The following is a 16,846-nucleotide window of genomic DNA, read 5'->3' as shown; positions in this document are numbered from 1 at the left end:
CATGCCCGATGGTGGCGTGCGGGTGGTTGGCCACGGCGCGCGTTTTCGCCGCAGCCGTCGCAGCGAACTGCTGATCTGGTGGCGCGAGATCGATCGCGTGCTGCTCACCCTGATCCTTTCACTGGTGACGATCGGCTGCATCGCCGTTGCCGCTGCGTCCCCCGCCTCGGCGCATCGCCTGTCCACGAACCAGAAGTCGCTCGGCGATCTCTATTTCTTCTGGATTCACCTGCGTTGGGTCGCGCTGGGGCTGATCGCGATGTTCTTTGCATCTGTCCTCCCCAAGGAGGCGGCACGACGCGGAGCCATCCTGCTCGCGGCTGCGATGGTCCTTGCACTCGTGCTCGTGCCGCTTGTCGGTAGCGAGGTTAAGGGTGCGAAGCGCTGGCTGTGGATCGGCTTCAGCCTGCAGCCTTCGGAATTTCTCAAGCCCGGCTTTGCCATTGCCCTGGCCTGGATCCTGTCGTGGCGGGTGCGCGATCCGAACATCCCCGTCATCCCGATCACGGTGGCGATCATGGGGCTGGTGGGCATCCTGCTGATGGCCCAGCCCGACTTCGGCTCAACCATGCTGTTCGGCGGTGTATGGTTCGTATTGGCGCTGCTTTCGGGCCTGTCGGTCAATAAGATCATATATGCGATGGGCGGGCTGATCCTCGTGGTCATTGCCGCGTACTTCTTCTACCCGAACGCGACGCACCGTATCGACAACTTCATTTCGGGGGGCAGCGAGTTCGATCAGGTCGACCTTGCCATGCGCACCTTGATGAACGGCGGATGGAGCGGGACCGGCCTGTGGCTCGGCAGCCGCAAGAATGCGCTGCCCGAAGCGCACACCGACTATATCTTTTCGGTGGTTGGTGAGGAATTCGGGCTGATCGCCTGCGCGGTGATCGTCACGATCTATTGCGCGATCGCGCTGCGCGTGCTGATGCGCCTGCTTGATGAGGACGATCTGTTCACCATCCTCGCGGCAGCCGGGCTGACCGCGCAGCTGGTCGGTCAGGCGTTCATCAACATCCTTGTGAACCTGCAACTTTTCCCTTCGAAAGGCATGACCTTGCCGCTGATCAGCTACGGCGGATCCTCCACCATCGCGCTGCTCATGGGAGTCGGGCTGCTGCTCGCGATCACGCGGCGCAATCCCTACCTTTCGCGCGAGAAGTTCGATGTTTCGGAACTGGTGCGCAAATGAGTGGCGCTTCTCGGCATTACGTGCTCGCGGCAGGCGGCACGGGCGGACATCTCATTCCAGCCTTCGCGCTGGCGGTCGAGCTGGAACGGCGCGGCCATCATGTCGCGCTGGTAACCGATGAGCGCGGCGCGAAGATTCCCGGCAAGCCGGACTTCATGCCGGCGCACGTGCTGCCCGCAGGCCGTCTCGCCAAGAACCCGGTGGCGTTGCTCAAGGGGCTGCGCGCGATCTGGCAGGGCCGGGCGATGGCGCTGCGACTGTTCGAAAGCTTCCAGCCTTCCTGCGTGATCGGCTTTGGCGGTTATCCTGCGCTTCCCGCACTGCTGGCAGCCCATTCGGCGAAGATCCCGACGGTGATCCATGAGCAGAACGCAGTGCTGGGACGCGTAAACCGCTTCCTCGCCAAGCGCGTTGACGCCATCGCCACGGCTTACGGCGAGGTTGACCGGCTCGACCCCAAGCTGTGGGGCAAGGTCCACCGCGTCGGTAATCCTGTGCGGCCCGAAGTACTGGCGCTGCGGGGCGAGCCGTTCCCCGAGTTCACCGAAGACAGCCTGTTCCGTGTGCTGGTGACAGGTGGGAGCCAGGGCGCTTCGGTCTTGTCGGAAGTCGTACCCGATGGTCTGGCGATGCTGCCGCCCGCGCTACGCCATCGCTTGCAGGTGACTCAGCAGTGCCGCCCGGAGGACCTCGAGGCTGTTCGCGCCCGCTATGCCGCACATGAGATTCCGGCTGAACTTGGCACGTACTTCGAAGACATGCAGTCTCGCCTTGCCGGAACGCACCTGTTCATCGGTCGCGCCGGCGCATCGACCATTGCCGAACTGACTGCCGTGGGACGCCCGGCGATCCTCGTCCCGCTGCCCATCGCGACAGATGATCATCAGGCCGCCAACACGCGCGAGATGGTTGCGGCAGGCGGCGCGCGCGCGATCCGGCAGACCGGCTTTACCCCCAAGGAACTGGCGAAACAGATTCAGGCCATGGCCCAGCACCCGCATACCCTTGCCAATGCCGCGCACGCTGCGTGGAACTGTGGGCTGCCCAACGCCGTCAGCGATCTGGCCGATCTGGTCGAAAGCTTTGGCGGTGAGCCGATCATGGACGTGATCCGCGTCGACACCTGCAGCGCCGCGCCGTCAGGGCAGGAGCAACTCGCATGAAGGGCGTCGGCACCGAGATCGGCACGATCCACTTTGTCGGCATCGGTGGCATCGGCATGTCCGGCATTGCCGAGGTCATGCACAACATGGGCTATTCGGTGCAGGGCTCCGACATGGCGGAAAGCTATGTCGTCGATGGACTGCGCTCGCGCGGTATCAAGGTGATGATCGGGCAGAAGTCCGAGAACGTGGATGGCGTTGCCGTGGTCGTGACCTCGACCGCCGTAAAGCGCGACAATCCCGAAGTGGTTGCCGCACTGGAAAACCGCATCCCGGTGGTTCGCCGTGCCGAGATGCTGGCCGAACTGATGCGCCTCAAGAGCACGGTTGCGGTCGCCGGGACCCACGGCAAGACCACGACGACCTCGATGGTTGCCTGCTTGCTCGATGCGGGCGGGATCGATCCGACCGTGATCAACGGCGGGATCATCAATTCCTATGGCTCGAACGCGCGTCTGGGTGACAGCGAGTGGATGGTGGTCGAGGCTGACGAGAGCGATGGTTCGTTCCTGCGCCTTGATGGCACTCTGGCGGTCGTCACCAATATCGATCCTGAGCACCTTGATCACTACGGCAGCTTCGAGAAGGTCAAGTCGGCCTTCGTGGAGTTCATCGAGAACGTGCCATTCTATGGCGCGGCGATGCTGTGCATCGACCATCCCGAAGTCCAGGCAATCATCCCCAAGGTGCGTGACCGACGCGTCGTGACCTATGGCTTCTCGGCGCAGGCTGACGTGCGCGGAGAGAACGTCACGCCGATCCCTGGAGGCAACCGCTTCACCGCCGTGCTGCGCCAGCGCGATGGTTCGTTCCGCCGCATCGAGGGCATCGAACTGCCGATGCCGGGCCGTCACAACGTCCAGAACGCGCTCGCCGCCGTTGCAGTCGCAGTGGAAATGGGCGTTTCAGACGAACTTGTCCGCACCGGCTTCGGCAAGTTCGGCGGGGTCAAGCGTCGCTTCACCAAGGTCGGTGAGGTGGATGGCGTGACGGTCATCGACGATTACGGCCACCACCCGGTCGAAATCCGCGCTGTTCTCGCTGCCGCGCGCGAAGGTGTGCAAGGCCGCGTCATCGCAGTAGTTCAGCCGCACCGCTTCACCCGGTTGCGCGATCACATGGAAGACTTCCAGGGTGCGTTCAACGACGCCGATGTGGTCTATGCCGCGCCGGTTTACGCTGCAGGCGAACAGCCGATCGAAGGCGTGGATAGCGCGGCGATGGTCGACGGCATCAAGGCGCGCGGGCATCGCAGCGCGCACCTGACAGCCGGTCCCGACGCGTTGGCCAAGGAACTTGCTGCGACGGCGCAGCCCGGTGACATGGTCGTGTGCCTCGGCGCCGGTGACATCACCAAGTGGGCCGCTGGGCTTGCCGATGCGATCGCGCGTGAAAGGGGGCAGGGGTGACCATCCTCACGCTGCCTCAGGTTCGCGGCAAGCTGACGCAGAACGCCCCGCTTGCGCCGCTGGTCTGGTTCAAGTCCGGAGGCACGGCTGACTGGCTGTTCGAGCCCAAGGACGTCGCCGACCTGCAGGACTTTTTGGCGGGGCTCGCTCCGGACGTTCCCGTGATGGCGTTGGGGCTAGGCTCGAACCTGATCGTGCGCGATGGCGGCGTTCCGGGGGTGGTCGTTCGTCTTGGCAAGGCCTTCGCCAAGGTCGAGAAGGTTGATGAAATCACGCTCAAATGCGGCGGTGGTGCATCGGGCATTCTGGTGTCCAGCACAGCGCGCGACAACGGCATTGCCGGGCTGGAATTCCTGCGTTCGATCCCCGGCACGGTCGGCGGCTTCGTGCGCATGAACGGCGGTGCCTACGGGCGCGAGGTCAAGGACGTGCTGGTCGATTGCGACGTAGTGATCCGCTCGGGCGAGATCGTCACGCTGCCGCTTTCGGAACTGGGTTACACCTACCGTCACTCAGACCTCACCGACGGCTCGATTGTGGTCGCCGCACGGTTTCGCGGCCACCCCGGTGAGCCGGACGACATCCAGGCCGAAATGGACCGCATCAGCGCTGCCCGCGAGGCTTCGCAGCCGCTGCGCTCCAAGACCGGCGGTTCGACCTTCAAGAACCCGGACGGCGGAAAGGCGTGGGAACTGGTCGACAAGGCCGGATGCCGTGGGCTTACCATGGGCGGCGCGCAAGTCAGCGAGAAGCACACCAACTTTCTGATCAACACCGGCGAAGCTACCAGCGCCGAAATCGAAGCGCTGGGCGAGGAAGTGCGCAAGCGCGTGAAGGACATGTCGGGCGTCGAGCTCGAATGGGAAATCAAGAGGATTGGCAGAGCATGACGGGTTTGCACCAGTTCCTCCCCTACCGGGGGAGGGAGACCACCGTAGGTGGTGGAGGGGCACTCTCGCTAGTGCACTCCGGCCGGTGCCCCTCCACCATGCTACCCTGCGGGCAGTTTATCCTGAGCGGCCGGCCTGCCGGCCAGCCGAAGGGCATGGTCGCCCTCCCCGTGCCGGGGAGGAACTGGGCGTGACGCTACCTAAACTCCACGTCGCGGTGCTGATGGGCGGCTGGTCGAGCGAGCGGCCGGTTTCGCTCATGTCGGGCGAAGGCGTGGCCAAGGCGCTTGAGTCCAAGGGCCACAAGGTCACGCGGATCGACATGGATCGCGAGGTTGCCCTGCGTCTGGCTGAAGCAAAGCCCGATGTGGTGTTCAACGCGCTGCACGGCACGCCGGGCGAGGATGGCTCGATCCAGGGCCTGATGGACATCATGGGCCTGACCTACACCCATTCGGGCCTTGCCACCTCGGTCATCGCGATCGACAAGGAACTGACCAAGCAGGCGCTCGTGCCGCATGGCATTCCGATGCCAGGCGGGCGCATCGTACGCACCGAAGAGCTCTACAAGGCTGATCCCCTGCCGCGTCCTTACGTGCTCAAGCCGGTCAATGAAGGCTCATCGGTTGGCGTCGCTATCGTCACGGCTGACGGCAACTACGGCAACCCGATCAACGCGGATTCGCGAGGTCCGTGGCAGGAGTTCGACGAGCTTCTTGCCGAACCCTTCATTCGTGGCCGTGAACTGACCACAGCCGTCATCGGTGATCGCGCGCTGCTCGTCACCGAACTCAAGCCCAAGTCCGGCTTCTACGATTTCGACGCCAAGTACACCGACGGCATGACCGATCACATCTGCCCGGCCGAGATTCCGGACGAAATCACCGAGGCGTGCAAGCAGATCGCCCTGCGCGCGCACCAGTTGCTGGGCTGCAAGGGCACCAGCCGCTCCGACTTCCGCTGGGATGACGAGCAGGGCGTCGAAGGGCTGTTCCTGCTGGAGGTCAACACCCAGCCTGGCATGACCCCGCTCAGCCTCGTGCCCGAACAGGCCAAGGCGCTGGGCATGGACTATCCCGATCTGGTCGAGGCGATCATTGCGGAAAGCCTGAAAGACTCGGGCAAGGACTCAGGAAGGGCCTGAAGCATGGCGCAGACGATCAAGCGGGGCGGAAAGGGCGTGCGGCGGGCAGCGGCTGCGCGGACGACGCAGCGCAAGGTCCAGGCAGCGCGCCAACAGACCGGATCGGTGCTCGACACCGTGATGCACTGGCTGCCGTTCAGCGAGGAGACCCTGCACCGCATCCTGATGACGCTGATCCTGGGGGCAGCAGCAGGGTTGGTGTGGACCGTGGCGGTCATGGCCGGCATCCCGACGCTTGCTTCCGAACAGGCGGCACTGATCGCGTCCGATGCCGGGTTCAAGGTCAGCCATCTCGAGGTGCGCGGCGTCAACCGCATGAACGAGCAGCGCATTTATGAGCGTGTGCTTGGCCAGAACGATCGTGCGATGACCACGCTCGATCTCGCGGCGCTGCGAGACGAACTCAACCAGCTGCCGTGGGTCAAGGATGCCCGCGTTTCGCGCAAGTTGCCCGATACGCTGGTGATCGACATCGTCGAGCGCAATCCGCACGCCGTGCTGCGCAAGCCCGATCGCATGGTGCTGATCGACGATACCGGCGTGGAGCTCGAAACGGTAAAGCCTGACAAGGCCAAGGGCATGCTCGTCCTGTCCGGCCTCGGCGTTGGCCAGCGCGTTCAGGACCTCACGCGACTGCTTGATGCCGCGCCTGCCTTGAAACCGCAGGTTTCGGAAGCCGAGTGGGTCGGCAACCGCCGCTGGAACCTCACGTTCAAGACCGGGCAGGTGCTGGCTCTGCCTGAGGGCGACGAGAAGTCTGCCGGAGCGCTGCTGAGCTTTGCGCGCATGGACGGGGTGAACCGGCTGCTCGGCGGCAAGGTTGCCGCCTTCGACATGCGCGCGCCCGACCGCGTTTATATGCGCGTGCCTGGCCATGCTGAGGAAGTTGCGGCGGAAAAGCGCGCCGCCGATCAGGCCAAGGCCGAAGCCAAGCGCATCGCGGCTGCGGCCAAGAGCGACGAGGGCTGATCCAGCGACATGGCGACGCCCCGCATCACCAAAGTCTTTGCTGCCGTGAACATCGGCTCGTTCCGCGTTTCTGCGATGATCGCGGGGCTTTCGGAAACGGGCGAGATGGTGGTGCTCGGTTCCGGACACCGCGCCGCGCAGGGGATCAAGCGCGGCTATGTCACCGACATGCAGGCTGCGACCCATTCGGTGCGCGATGCGATCGAGCGGGCCGAGAAGATGGCCAATGTCGATATCCAGAAGGTCTGGATCGGCTGCGCAGGTGCAGGCCTTGCCAGCACCACCGCGCGGGTCGAGGTCGAGGTCGGCGGACGCCGCATCGAGCAGGACGATATCGAGCATCTGCTGGTGGCCGGGCGCGGCGTGATCCAGCCCGATGGCCGCACCGTGCTCCACGCCCAGCCAGCGCACTACACGCTCGATGGTGCCCACGGTGTGCCCAATCCCAAGGGCCTTCATGCCGAACGGCTTGCGGTGGATATCCACGTCATGCTCGCCGATGGTGCACCGGTTCGCAATCTTCGGGAGGCAGTGCAGAACGCCCATCTCGAGGTCGAAGCTGTCGTCGGATCGCCGGTCGCGGCTGGCCACGCATGCCTTACGCCGGAAGAGCGTGAACTGGGCGTGGCGCTGGTCGAGTTCGGGGCAGAGGTCACGACGGTATCGGTCTACGCGGCCGGCATGCTGCTTGGCATGCAGGTGATCCAGTACGGTTCGGGCGATATCACCGATGCGATTGCCTCGGCCTTCGGCATCCGTCGCTATCAGGCAGAGCGCCTCAAGTGCATGTCCGGCTCGGCCATCGCCAGCCCGGCGGACCATCGCGAGATGATCCCGGTCAACGCGCCAGGTGACCCCGAAGGCGGCCCGGTCGCCCGCCATGCCGACGACAAGAACCGCATTCCTCGTGCCGAATTGATCTCGGTCATCACCCAGCAGCTCGGCTTCTTCACCGAGGAAGTGGGCAAATCACTCAAGTCGATGGGCTTCGTTGGCCAGACCGGGCAGCAGGTCGTGCTGACCGGTGGGGGCGCGCAACTTCCAGGCCTTGCCGACTATGCGCAATCGGCGCTCGGTCGGCCTGTGCGCATCGGTTCGCCGCCGACGATGCTCGGCCTTCCGCCGGGCCATGCCACGCCAAGCTCCTCCACACTGGTGGGACTCGTGCTGTTTGCAGCGGCCGATCCAGTGGACATTCGCGCCATCGGCCCAGCCAACGACCCGGTCGGCGGAGCTTACGGCGGCAAGAAGCTGCTGATTCGCCTTATGCGGGCGATAAAGGATTACTTTTGAACGGCCTTTTGGCCCGGTTCAGCGCTCTCGACGTGCGAACTTGGCCCGTCATGGTGTTGCAACCTGTGGAAAAGGTTGCTGCGCCTTTGATTCGCCGCGCAGCCTTGTGCAACAGGTTAATGTGAAGCTTTCCAATCTCGTTTGGTGCGCGTTCCAGCCAGCAACGAGACATATGACCCGATTGGGAGACCGACTATGAGCATCAACATCGGACCGCCGGCAATTGACGAACTTCGTCCCCGGATCACGGTGATCGGGGTTGGTGGCGCAGGCGGCAATGCCATCGCCAACATGATCAACGCGCAGATCGAGGGCGTCGAGTTCATCGTCGTCAATACCGATGCGCAGGCGCTGAATAATTCTATCGCCGAAAACCGCATCCAGCTCGGCCCGGACATCACGCAGGGCCTTGGTGCGGGCGCTCGCCCCGAAGTGGGCCGCGCTGCTGCGGAAGAGACGATCGAGGAACTCGAGCGCGCCCTGGAAGGCGTGCACATGGTGTTCATCGCCGCCGGCATGGGCGGCGGCACCGGCACCGGCGCGGCTCCTGTCATTGCCGAAGCTGCCCGTCGCAAGGGCGTGCTCACTGTTGGCGTGGTGACCAAGCCGTTCCTGTTCGAAGGCACGCGCCGCATGCGCTCGGCCGAAAGCGGCATCGAGGAGCTGCAGAAGCACGTCGATACGCTCATCGTCATTCCGAACCAGAACCTGTTTCTGGTTGCCAAGGCGGAGACGACCTTCAAGGAAGCGTTCCAGCTCGCCGACGAAGTGCTGCAGCAAGGCGTCCGCTCGATCACCGACCTCATGGTCATGCCGGGCCTGATCAACCTCGACTTTGCCGACGTCCGCTCGGTCATGGGCGAGATGGGCAAGGCGATGATGGGCACGGGCGAGGGCGAAGGTCCGAACCGCGCGCTGGAAGCGGCCGAACGCGCGATCGCCAATCCGCTGCTCGATGGCGTGTCGATGCAGGGCGCCAAGGGCGTGATCATCTCGATCATCGGTGGCGACGACATGAAGCTGCTCGAGGTCGACGAAGCCGCCAACCACATCCGCGAACTGGTCGATCCCAACGCGAACATCATCTGGGGTTCGGCCTTCAATCCCGATCTTGATGGCAAAATCCGGGTTTCGGTTGTCGCAACCGGCATCGAACAGAGCCAGGAGCAGGCGGAGATCGCATCGCGTCCGGTCTCGATCCCGAGCAGCGCGCGCGGCCCTGCCGTGCCAACGGCTGCACCTGCGGCACCTGTCTACACGCCGCCGCCTGCTGCCGCTCCGGAGCCTGCGCAACCGGCATGGACGCCTGCGGCAGAGCAGGTCCAGCCTGAAGCGCCAGCCGCGCCCGAGCCGGAGCCGCTCGATCTTACGCTCGACCTTTCCGCCGCGCAGGAGGAACCTGCCTCGGATGAACTGCTTCTGGGTGGCATTGAGGCTCCTGCCGAACCGCCAGTGGCCGCGCCCGCGCCGGAACCTGCCCCGCAAATGCCCCGGCTTGGCCGCGCGCCGGAGCAGGAGCCCGCAAAGCCTGCCGGCGGCAGCACCCTGTTCGAGCGTATGGCCAATCTCTCTCGCGGCAATCGTGCCCCCACCGGCGATGACGATGGCGATGAAGGCGGTTCGCTGAATATTCCGCGCTTCCTCGGCCGCCAGAACAACCAGTAATCAGGTGCGAGCGGCGGCGGCTGTTGCCGCCGCTTCATCTTCAAGACGGTAAAGAGCGCGGCAGGATGACGAATCGGCTCCCCATCGCGCAGTTCTCGGGCTCATCGCGTCTAAGGCTCGCTCTGGCGCTCCTGTTTTGCGCTGCAGCGCCACGGGCATTCGCGCAGGTGGATGACGATCCTGATGGCCCCGCCACGGTATCGCGCCCCGTGGTGCAGTCTACGGCCCCCAGTCCCAGCCGCGAGCTCAATGCCGCATTGGCACGACTTGCTGCCGATCCACGCAATGTTGCCGCGCTGTTCGATGCAGCCAGCGCTGCACTGAAGCTGGGTGACAGCGATGCTGCGATCGGGTTTCTGGCGCGGGCTGACGAGGTCCAGCCGGGCAATGCCCGAACCAAGGCCCTGCTCGGCAAGGCCCAGCTTGTCGCGGAAAATCCGGTCGAGGCTATCCGCTCCTTTGATGAGGCGGAACGGGCTGGCGCTGATACATTTGCCATGGCTGCGGACCGGGCGCTTGCCTACGATCTCGTTGGTGACAATGGCCGCGCACAGCGGTGGTATCAGGTTGCGCTGAGCCGGGGCGGGGACGACGAAATCACGCGCCGCTATGCGATGAGCCTTGCCATATCGGGCGATCGGCGCGGCGCCGAGGCGCTGCTTTCGCCGTTGATCGAAAAGCAGGATCGCGCAGCATGGCGGACCCGCACGTTTGCGATGGCCGTGACTGGCGGGCCGGACGAGGCAGTGGCCATCGCCTACGCCTCGATGCCGCAAGATCTGGCATCGGGCATTGCGCCCTACTTGCGTTATATGCCGCGCCTTACGCCGGCGCAGCAGGCCGCCGCTGCAAATTTCGGGAGGTTTCCCCGCGCAGCAGACATCGGGCGCGATGATCCGCGCGTGGTGCAATATGCTGCGCTCAACCCGCGCGCGCCGCGCACAGCGGAAGCGGGCCTGATTCCGGCAGGTGCGCCCCTCGGCCCATCCGTCGCCTCCAGCGAAAAGCCCAGCCGCGAGAAGCGCCGCCGTCCCGGCAGGAGCGATGGCGCCGCATCTTCGGCGGTTGTCGTACGTCCAGCCGTGCGCACATCACCTTCGGCAGAGCTGCCGCCGGTCCAGAGTTATGCGAGCGCCGCGCCAGCAGTGCAGTCAGCTCCTCCGGCCAGTATGACCCCGGCAGTACCCGGCCCGACAGTTCCCCGCCCGACAGTGCTTTCAGCGCTCGACGTACCGCCCGGGTCTGTGCGTCCTGCTGTTCCGCCGATCCGGCCTGCACAATCGGCATCGGTCCAGCCGTCGGTCACCCGGCCGCTGACAACCCCGGCTCCTACGACGACGATCGCGCCATCGCCAAACCCGATTGCGAAGCCCGGCTTCCAGCAGGATCTGACTGCCGCGCCAACTATGGCAGTTGCCCGAACAGCGAGCGCCACGTCCTCTGCGAAGCCAACGTCGCCCTCTCCTGCGGGCAATGTTCGGCCAGCGCCGTCGCTTGCATCGGCGAGCGGGTTTGATCTGGCTAAGGTCGGGTCGGTTACCGCTGCCCCGCCTGCCACTGCGGCGGCTTCGACATCTACAGCGGGATCAGCACCCGGTGTCGCTTCTGCCCCCGCAAGCGCTCCAGTTGCTGCGTCCGGAACGGTCGCTCCGGTGCCATTACCGCCGCCAGGGCAGGCGGCATCGGCTGACACGCCACCGCCAGCGCGTGATCTGGCCACCTTGTTCAAATCGTTCACTCCCCCGCCGGAGGAGCGCGTTTCTTCGGTTCCGGCGGTCGACATCACGCGCATTGCCCCCGGTTCCGCCGCCAAGGGTGCCAAGCCTGACCCTCGCGGTGAACGGCCTGACGGCCCGACCGATGTGTCGCGAACGCCCGCCAAGGAGCCGCAGAAGCCAGCGGCCAGGGATGCGGTGAAACTTGGCAAGGACGGGAAGCCGATCAAGGATCCCAAGGCTGCCGCAAAGGACACGCAAGAGGCGAAGGCCAAGAAGGCCGCTCCCAGCCACCCAAGCCGTATCTGGGTGCAGGTGCTGACCGGTGCGAACAAGGGCGTCATGGACAGCGAGTGGCGTCGTCTCGTGAAGGAGGCGCCGACGCTGCTGCGCTCGCGAAAGCCCTATCTTTCACCCTGGCGCAGCAATTTCCGCCTTCTGACCGGTCCCTTCGACAGCGAGGCTGACGCGCAGGATTTCGTCACGAAACTCAAGAAGGACGGGGTTTCGAGTTACCAGTGGACCAGCCCTGCCGGCCAGGCGGTAGATACGCTCTCGCTCAAATAAGGGGGCTGGGCGGAACCTCTGTCCGGGATTCCTGTTCACTCCTTGTCCACAGCTTTCCCACAAGGTTGTCGAGTTTTGCCCAACCGCCTGTTAACCCGCGATTGTCGGGCGGGGGTGTGAACCGCCATTGACGTTTTGAGCAGCAGTCAGGGCAGATCGCCCTGCCGGGCCAACCAGCCGAGGAGGCCCGATCACATGTTCAGGGGACGTACCATGCGGACCGGCCATGACGACAACGAGCGCGAGGAGGCAGCGCCTGTCGACATGATCGCCTCGCTTTTCGAGGCGCGCGGTTGGCCATGCGAGTTCGTCTCAGACGATGAGGTCACCGGCGAGATCCAGGGCTCATGGGCCAATTATCAGCTGCGTGCCATCTGGCGCGTCGAGGATCACGTCCTCCAGATTCTCTGCCTGCCCGACATTCGCATTCCCGATGACAAGAAGCCCGCGGTCTACGAGTTGATGGCGATGATCAACGAGCAGGTTTGGATCGGCCATTTCGACATCTGGTCCAACGGTTCCGTCCTGCTTTACCGTCATGGGCTGATGCTCGGTGACGAAGGTCTGCTCAGCATCAGCCAGGCCCAGGCCGCGATCGAGGCGGCAGTGGATGAATGCGACCGGTTCTATCCGGCGTTTCAGTTCATCCTGTGGGGCGACAAGAGCCCGGCCGATGCCCTGGCCAGCGCTATGGTGGATGCGGCAGGCGAGGCTTGAGCTGCGGCTTTCAGCGCTTGCGATAGGCAGGGCGGCTCGGCATTGAGCGGCCAAGCGCGACTCAGCAGATGCGCTTCGAGGGAACCGCTCCATGACCAAGACCTTTCTCCAGTTCGGCTGCGGCAACATGGGCGGAGCCATGCTCAAGGGCTGGCTGGCTGGCGGCATTGCGCCTGAGATCTTCACAATCGTTGACCCGTATCTGGAGAATGCGCCGCCGGGTACGCGGTTGCTCGGTTCCGCGCCCGAAGGCGAGGGGGCATTCGATGTCGTGTTGCTGGGTTTCAAACCGCAGCAGTTGCCCGATGCGGCTGCTTCGGTCCGGCCATTCGTCGGCGCGAACACGCTCCTGCTCTCGATTCTGGCGGGTGTCGATCTTGCCACCTTGCGCGCCAGCTTCCCTGAGGCCCGCGCCATCGTCCGCGTCATGCCGAACCTTGCCGCAGCGCTTGGCAAGTCGCCGATTGCGCTGGTCGGCGATGCGGACCAAGCCGCGCGCGCTGAAACCGAAGCTCTGATGGTGCCGCTTGGCCAGGCCGAATGGCTTGGTGGTGAGGACCAGATGGACCTGGTAACCGCACTTGCCGGCTCGGGCCCCGCGTTTGTCTATCGCTTCATCGATGCGCTGGCCCAAGGTGCTGCTGTGCTCGGCCTGCCGCGCGAGCAGGCGGATCGGCTGGCGCTGTCGATGGTCGAAGGCGCAGCGATGCTCGCGGCAGCGTCCGAGCACGCACCGGGCGAGCTTGCCCGCCGTGTCGCGAGCCCCGGAGGCGTCACGCAGATCGGTATCGACGTGCTCGATGCCGATGACCGGTTGGTTCGCCTTATGGAAGACACGTTGCGCGGCGCGCGAGATCGCAGCGCCGAGATGACCGAGCAGGCGCGCAAGGCCGGTTGAACGCCGCAACAATTCGTTACAGTTGGCGACCTGTCGGCTGGTCCGGTTTCACTTGAAAGCGCGGGCCAAAGCGCCGATATTCCGTGTACGTGGCCATTGGGGCCACAGAACGGAGCTTTGAAAATGGCAAACTGGAACGACCCTCGGCCCACCGGAACGGGCTTCGGCGCGTCTCCGAGCCTTTCCGGCGTCTCCGCTCGCGGCGAAGTGTTCGACGCGGGCCTGCGCCGTCACATGCTGTCGATCTACAACTACATGGCCTCGGGCGTGTTGCTCTCTGGCGTCGTTGCGCTGCTGTCGGCAACCACCGGCTTCACGCTCATGCTGTTCGGCACGCCGCTGATGTGGTTGGTGATGCTTTCCCCGCTCGCCTTCGTCATGTTCATGAGCTTTGGCGCCAACAAGTTCTCGACCATGGCTCTCCAGGGAATGTTCTGGGGCTTTGCGGTGGCCATGGGCCTGTCGCTGTCGACGATCTTCCTCGTCTACACCGGCGCCTCGATCGCGACGACCTTCTTTGCCACTGCTGGCGCCTTCGCGGGTCTGAGCCTTTACGGCTACACCACCAAGAAGGACCTGTCGGGCATGGGCAGCTTCCTGATCATGGGCGTCTTCGGCATCCTGATCGCCTCGCTGCTTAACATCTTCCTGAAGTCGTCGGGCCTCGGCTGGGCGATCAGCTTCCTGGGCGTGCTCATCTTCGCGGGTCTGACCGCCTATGACACGCAGAAGCTCAAGGAGCAGTATGCCTACGTCGCTGGCACCGATTTCGCGGGCAAGGCCGTCGTTCTCGGCGCGCTGAGCCTCTACCTCGACTTCATCAACATGTTCCAGTTCCTGCTGCAGTTCATGGGCGATCGCCGCTGATCTGAAAAGCACCCGAACTGAACCAGATTGACCCGGCGGGCCGCAACGGTTCGCCGGGTTTTTATTGCCTGGGGGATTCTCATTTGTCTGCGCCGACGCTACGCTCGTCTTCATCTTGCATACAGGATGGTTCGCGCAGCATTTTGACACGCTGCAGCAAGGGACCATCTGCCTGTCACGGTCCTTTTAGGGATCGGAATTGGGGGAATGCCAATGTTTCGTTTCCGGCGTATCGTCGCGCCAAGCCTTATCACTGCAGGGTTGGCTATCGGCCTTGCTTCCTGTGCGCCAAAGCCACCGCCGCCGCCGCCGCCACCACCCCCGCCGCCGCCGAAGGTTGTGGTCATTCCGCCCAAGCCGAAGGCACCCAATGGCGCTTCGGACAATATTCCGGTTCCTCCGGCTGATGCCAATGGCCTGCGCCAGTCGCTGAACCGCAACATCTCGTCCGCGCAGATGGTGTGGAACCTCCGCTCGGCCTACAACGTGGCTGCGCTGAATTGCAACGCACCGGTCCATGCGGACATCCTGCCCCGCTACAAGGCGTTCCTGACCACCCACAACAAGGTGCTGAACGCCATCAACAAGCGCCTCGATGTCGAATTCAAGGCGAAGTACGGCGCCAAGTTCATTGCCCCGCGCGAGGCGTACATCACGCAAGTCTACAACCACTTTGCGTTGCCGCCGACACTGTCCGACTTCTGCGATGCCGTCATGGCCGTGAGCCGGGATGGCGCTGCCGTCGCACCGGCCGATCTTGAAGCCTTCGCCGTGCGCAGCCTGCCCAACATCGAAGTCGTGTTCGATGATTTCTACCGTCGCTACGAGGTCTACCGCACGGATCTTGCCATCTGGCAGGCGCAGTACGGCAACCTTGTGAATCCGCCGCAGCAGGCGGTGCAGATCACGGCGGCGCCTGTTCCGGACGGTACTGCCGCAGGGCATTGAGCCGGACTGGAGCGGCAAAAAATTTCTTTTCAGCAAGGGAGCGCTGCGCTAATGGCGGCGCTCCCTGCGGTGGCACACCGTGGGGCGATACCGGGAACGGGGCCGTAGCTCAGATGGGAGAGCGCGTCGTTCGCAATGACGAGGTCAGGGGTTCGATCCCCCTCGGCTCCACCAGGTATCACCGAACCGCCTGATATGGCAGGCGCCTCGCGGTTCGGCGTTACAAGCTCTCCATGAACGGGTAAAAGGCTCGCTTCCGGGGCGGCATGTTGCATTTGCTCCGGGCCTGTCATTGGAAACAGTTACCCGCATGCATTTTCTCGATCAGGCCAAGATCTTCATTCGCTCAGGGCAGGGCGGCCCCGGCGCTGTCAGCTTCCGGCGTGAGAAGTATGTCGAATACGGTGGCCCCGACGGCGGCAACGGCGGCAAGGGCGGCGACATCATCTTCGAAGCCGTGACCGGCCTCAACACCCTGATCGATTTCCGTTATACCCAGCACTTCAAGGCGCAGCGCGGCGGCGGCGGCGCAGGCCAGAACCGCACCGGTGCCGGCGGCAACGATCTGGTCATCAAGGTGCCGGTCGGCACCCAGATTCTTGACGATGATCGCGAGACCGTCCTGCTCGACATGACCGAAGTGGGCGTGCAGAAGGTCCTTCTGCGCGGCGGCGATGGCGGCCGGGGCAATGCCTCGTACAAGTCCTCTACCAATCGTGCCCCGCGCCAGCACGGTCCCGGCTGGCCCGGCGAGGAGATGTACGTCTGGCTGCGGCTGAAGCTGCTGGCGGATGCCGGTCTTGTCGGCCTGCCCAACGCGGGCAAATCCACTTTCATCAATCAGATCACCAACACCAAGGCCAAGGTTGGCGATTACGCCTTTACCACGCTGCGCCCGCAACTGGGCGTTGTGCGCCATCGCAACCGGGAATTCGTGCTGGCGGATATTCCCGGCCTGATCGAGGGGGCCGCCGACGGTGCCGGCATCGGTGACCGTTTCCTCGGTCATATCGAGCGCTGCCGCGTGCTGATTCACCTCATCGACATCCACAGCGAGACCGATCCCGCCGAAGCCATGCAGATCGTCGAGAGCGAACTTGAGGCCTACGGTGCCGGGCTTGATGAAAAGCCCCGCCTGATCGCCCTCAACAAGATCGACCTGGTCGATGCAGAACTGGTCAAGGCTTTCACCAAGGAACTGCGCGAGGCAGGCGCGCGCAAGGTCTATCCGATCTCCGGCGCGACCGGGAAGGGCATGGATGCCCTGCTCGATGCAGTGCTCGAACACCTGCCTCTTGCCACGGCGACCGAACGGCCGACGGGCGAAGTCGAGGAAGAGACTGACCAGAAGCCATGGTCGCCGATCTGATCGCCCAAGCGCTCTGCCAGCGGGACTGACAGCCCTT

General features: G+C 64.3%; 14 protein-coding genes and 1 tRNA gene. All 15 read left to right on the top strand.

Annotated elements, in window-relative coordinates:
• The first annotated feature begins 1 nt into the window (after position 1).
• The 15 genes from ACZ1JY_RS06150 to obgE all read left to right on the top strand — a co-directional run bounded on the left by ACZ1JY_RS06150 (position 2) and on the right by obgE (position 16,809).
• The gene (locus ACZ1JY_RS06150) at positions 2-1,195 is read left to right on the top strand and encodes an FtsW/RodA/SpoVE family cell cycle protein (RefSeq protein ID WP_465130882.1); all 1,194 of its coding nucleotides are present in this window, start codon (positions 2-4) and stop codon (positions 1,193-1,195) included.
• Entirely contained in the window at positions 1,192-2,358 is a 1,167-nt protein-coding gene (gene murG / locus ACZ1JY_RS06145) for an undecaprenyldiphospho-muramoylpentapeptide beta-N-acetylglucosaminyltransferase (protein WP_465130697.1), read from the top strand. The genes ACZ1JY_RS06150 and murG overlap by 4 nt, the downstream gene beginning before the upstream one ends.
• Complete coding sequence (murC, locus tag ACZ1JY_RS06140; protein ID WP_465130696.1) at positions 2,355-3,767, top strand: UDP-N-acetylmuramate--L-alanine ligase; 1,413 nt, start codon at positions 2,355-2,357, stop codon at positions 3,765-3,767. Before murG ends, murC begins: the two co-directional genes overlap by 4 nt.
• Positions 3,764-4,657: a UDP-N-acetylmuramate dehydrogenase gene (gene murB, locus ACZ1JY_RS06135; protein WP_465130695.1), complete on the top strand. Its 894-nt coding sequence runs from the start codon at positions 3,764-3,766 to the stop codon at positions 4,655-4,657. Before murC ends, murB begins: the two co-directional genes overlap by 4 nt.
• Before the next feature lie 190 nt (positions 4,658-4,847).
• Positions 4,848-5,801 (top strand): D-alanine--D-alanine ligase, encoded by a 954-nt coding sequence (locus tag ACZ1JY_RS06130; protein ID WP_465130694.1) that lies wholly within the window; start codon positions 4,848-4,850, stop codon positions 5,799-5,801.
• A gap of 3 nt (positions 5,802-5,804) precedes the next feature.
• Positions 5,805-6,770 (top strand): cell division protein FtsQ/DivIB, encoded by a 966-nt coding sequence (locus tag ACZ1JY_RS06125; protein WP_168903674.1) that lies wholly within the window; start codon positions 5,805-5,807, stop codon positions 6,768-6,770.
• A 9-nt stretch (positions 6,771-6,779) separates the two neighbouring features.
• On the top strand, positions 6,780-8,063 hold the full coding sequence (gene ftsA / locus ACZ1JY_RS06120; protein ID WP_465130693.1) for a cell division protein FtsA: 1,284 nt from the start codon (positions 6,780-6,782) through the stop codon (positions 8,061-8,063).
• 195 nt (positions 8,064-8,258) lie between these two features.
• A complete protein-coding gene (gene ftsZ, locus ACZ1JY_RS06115; protein WP_168903675.1) occupies positions 8,259-9,728 on the top strand; it encodes a cell division protein FtsZ in 1,470 nt (489 codons plus the stop codon).
• A gap of 65 nt (positions 9,729-9,793) precedes the next feature.
• Positions 9,794-12,010 (top strand): SPOR domain-containing protein, encoded by a 2,217-nt coding sequence (locus ACZ1JY_RS06110; RefSeq protein WP_465130692.1) that lies wholly within the window; start codon positions 9,794-9,796, stop codon positions 12,008-12,010.
• A gap of 195 nt (positions 12,011-12,205) precedes the next feature.
• Complete coding sequence (locus tag ACZ1JY_RS06105) at positions 12,206-12,727, top strand: type III secretion system chaperone family protein (RefSeq protein ID WP_240946632.1); 522 nt, start codon at positions 12,206-12,208, stop codon at positions 12,725-12,727.
• Between the two features lie 91 nt (positions 12,728-12,818).
• Positions 12,819-13,625 carry a pyrroline-5-carboxylate reductase family protein gene (locus ACZ1JY_RS06100; protein WP_465130691.1) on the top strand — a complete coding sequence of 269 codons (807 nt, stop codon included), beginning with the start codon at positions 12,819-12,821 and terminating at the stop codon, positions 13,623-13,625.
• 123 nt (positions 13,626-13,748) lie between these two features.
• Complete coding sequence (locus tag ACZ1JY_RS06095) at positions 13,749-14,492, top strand: Bax inhibitor-1/YccA family protein (RefSeq protein WP_465130690.1); 744 nt, start codon at positions 13,749-13,751, stop codon at positions 14,490-14,492.
• A 213-nt stretch (positions 14,493-14,705) separates the two neighbouring features.
• The gene (locus ACZ1JY_RS06090) at positions 14,706-15,440 is read left to right on the top strand and encodes a hypothetical protein (protein ID WP_465130689.1); all 735 of its coding nucleotides are present in this window, start codon (positions 14,706-14,708) and stop codon (positions 15,438-15,440) included.
• Between the two features lie 98 nt (positions 15,441-15,538).
• Positions 15,539-15,614: transfer RNA gene (locus ACZ1JY_RS06085), tRNA-Ala, on the top strand.
• Between the two features lie 136 nt (positions 15,615-15,750).
• Positions 15,751-16,809 carry a GTPase ObgE gene (gene obgE / locus ACZ1JY_RS06080; protein WP_118073401.1) on the top strand — a complete coding sequence of 353 codons (1,059 nt, stop codon included), beginning with the start codon at positions 15,751-15,753 and terminating at the stop codon, positions 16,807-16,809.
• Positions 16,810-16,846 lie beyond the last annotated feature (37 nt).

The organism is Novosphingobium sp. BL-A-41-Hi4B-X5A (genome assembly GCF_055521705.1).
This window is presented reverse-complemented; position numbering and strand designations above follow the sequence as displayed.

Bases quoted from the DNA above. Each gene is read 5' to 3' on its own strand.
- ACZ1JY_RS06150 (WP_465130882.1), top strand. From the start codon at position 2: ATGCCCGATGGTGGCGTGCGGGTGGTTGGCCACGGCGCGCGTTTTCGC.
- murG (WP_465130697.1), top strand. From the start codon at position 1,192: ATGAGTGGCGCTTCTCGGCATTACGTGCTCGCGGCAGGCGGCACGGGC.
- murC (WP_465130696.1), top strand. From the start codon at position 2,355: ATGAAGGGCGTCGGCACCGAGATCGGCACGATCCACTTTGTCGGCATC.
- ACZ1JY_RS06125 (WP_168903674.1), top strand. From the start codon at position 5,805: ATGGCGCAGACGATCAAGCGGGGCGGAAAGGGCGTGCGGCGGGCAGCG.
- ftsA (WP_465130693.1), top strand. From the start codon at position 6,780: ATGGCGACGCCCCGCATCACCAAAGTCTTTGCTGCCGTGAACATCGGC.
- ftsZ (WP_168903675.1), top strand. From the start codon at position 8,259: ATGAGCATCAACATCGGACCGCCGGCAATTGACGAACTTCGTCCCCGG.
- ACZ1JY_RS06110 (WP_465130692.1), top strand. From the start codon at position 9,794: ATGACGAATCGGCTCCCCATCGCGCAGTTCTCGGGCTCATCGCGTCTA.
- ACZ1JY_RS06105 (WP_240946632.1), top strand. From the start codon at position 12,206: ATGTTCAGGGGACGTACCATGCGGACCGGCCATGACGACAACGAGCGC.
- ACZ1JY_RS06100 (WP_465130691.1), top strand. From the start codon at position 12,819: ATGACCAAGACCTTTCTCCAGTTCGGCTGCGGCAACATGGGCGGAGCC.
- ACZ1JY_RS06095 (WP_465130690.1), top strand. From the start codon at position 13,749: ATGGCAAACTGGAACGACCCTCGGCCCACCGGAACGGGCTTCGGCGCG.
- ACZ1JY_RS06090 (WP_465130689.1), top strand. From the start codon at position 14,706: ATGTTTCGTTTCCGGCGTATCGTCGCGCCAAGCCTTATCACTGCAGGG.
- obgE (WP_118073401.1), top strand. From the start codon at position 15,751: ATGCATTTTCTCGATCAGGCCAAGATCTTCATTCGCTCAGGGCAGGGC.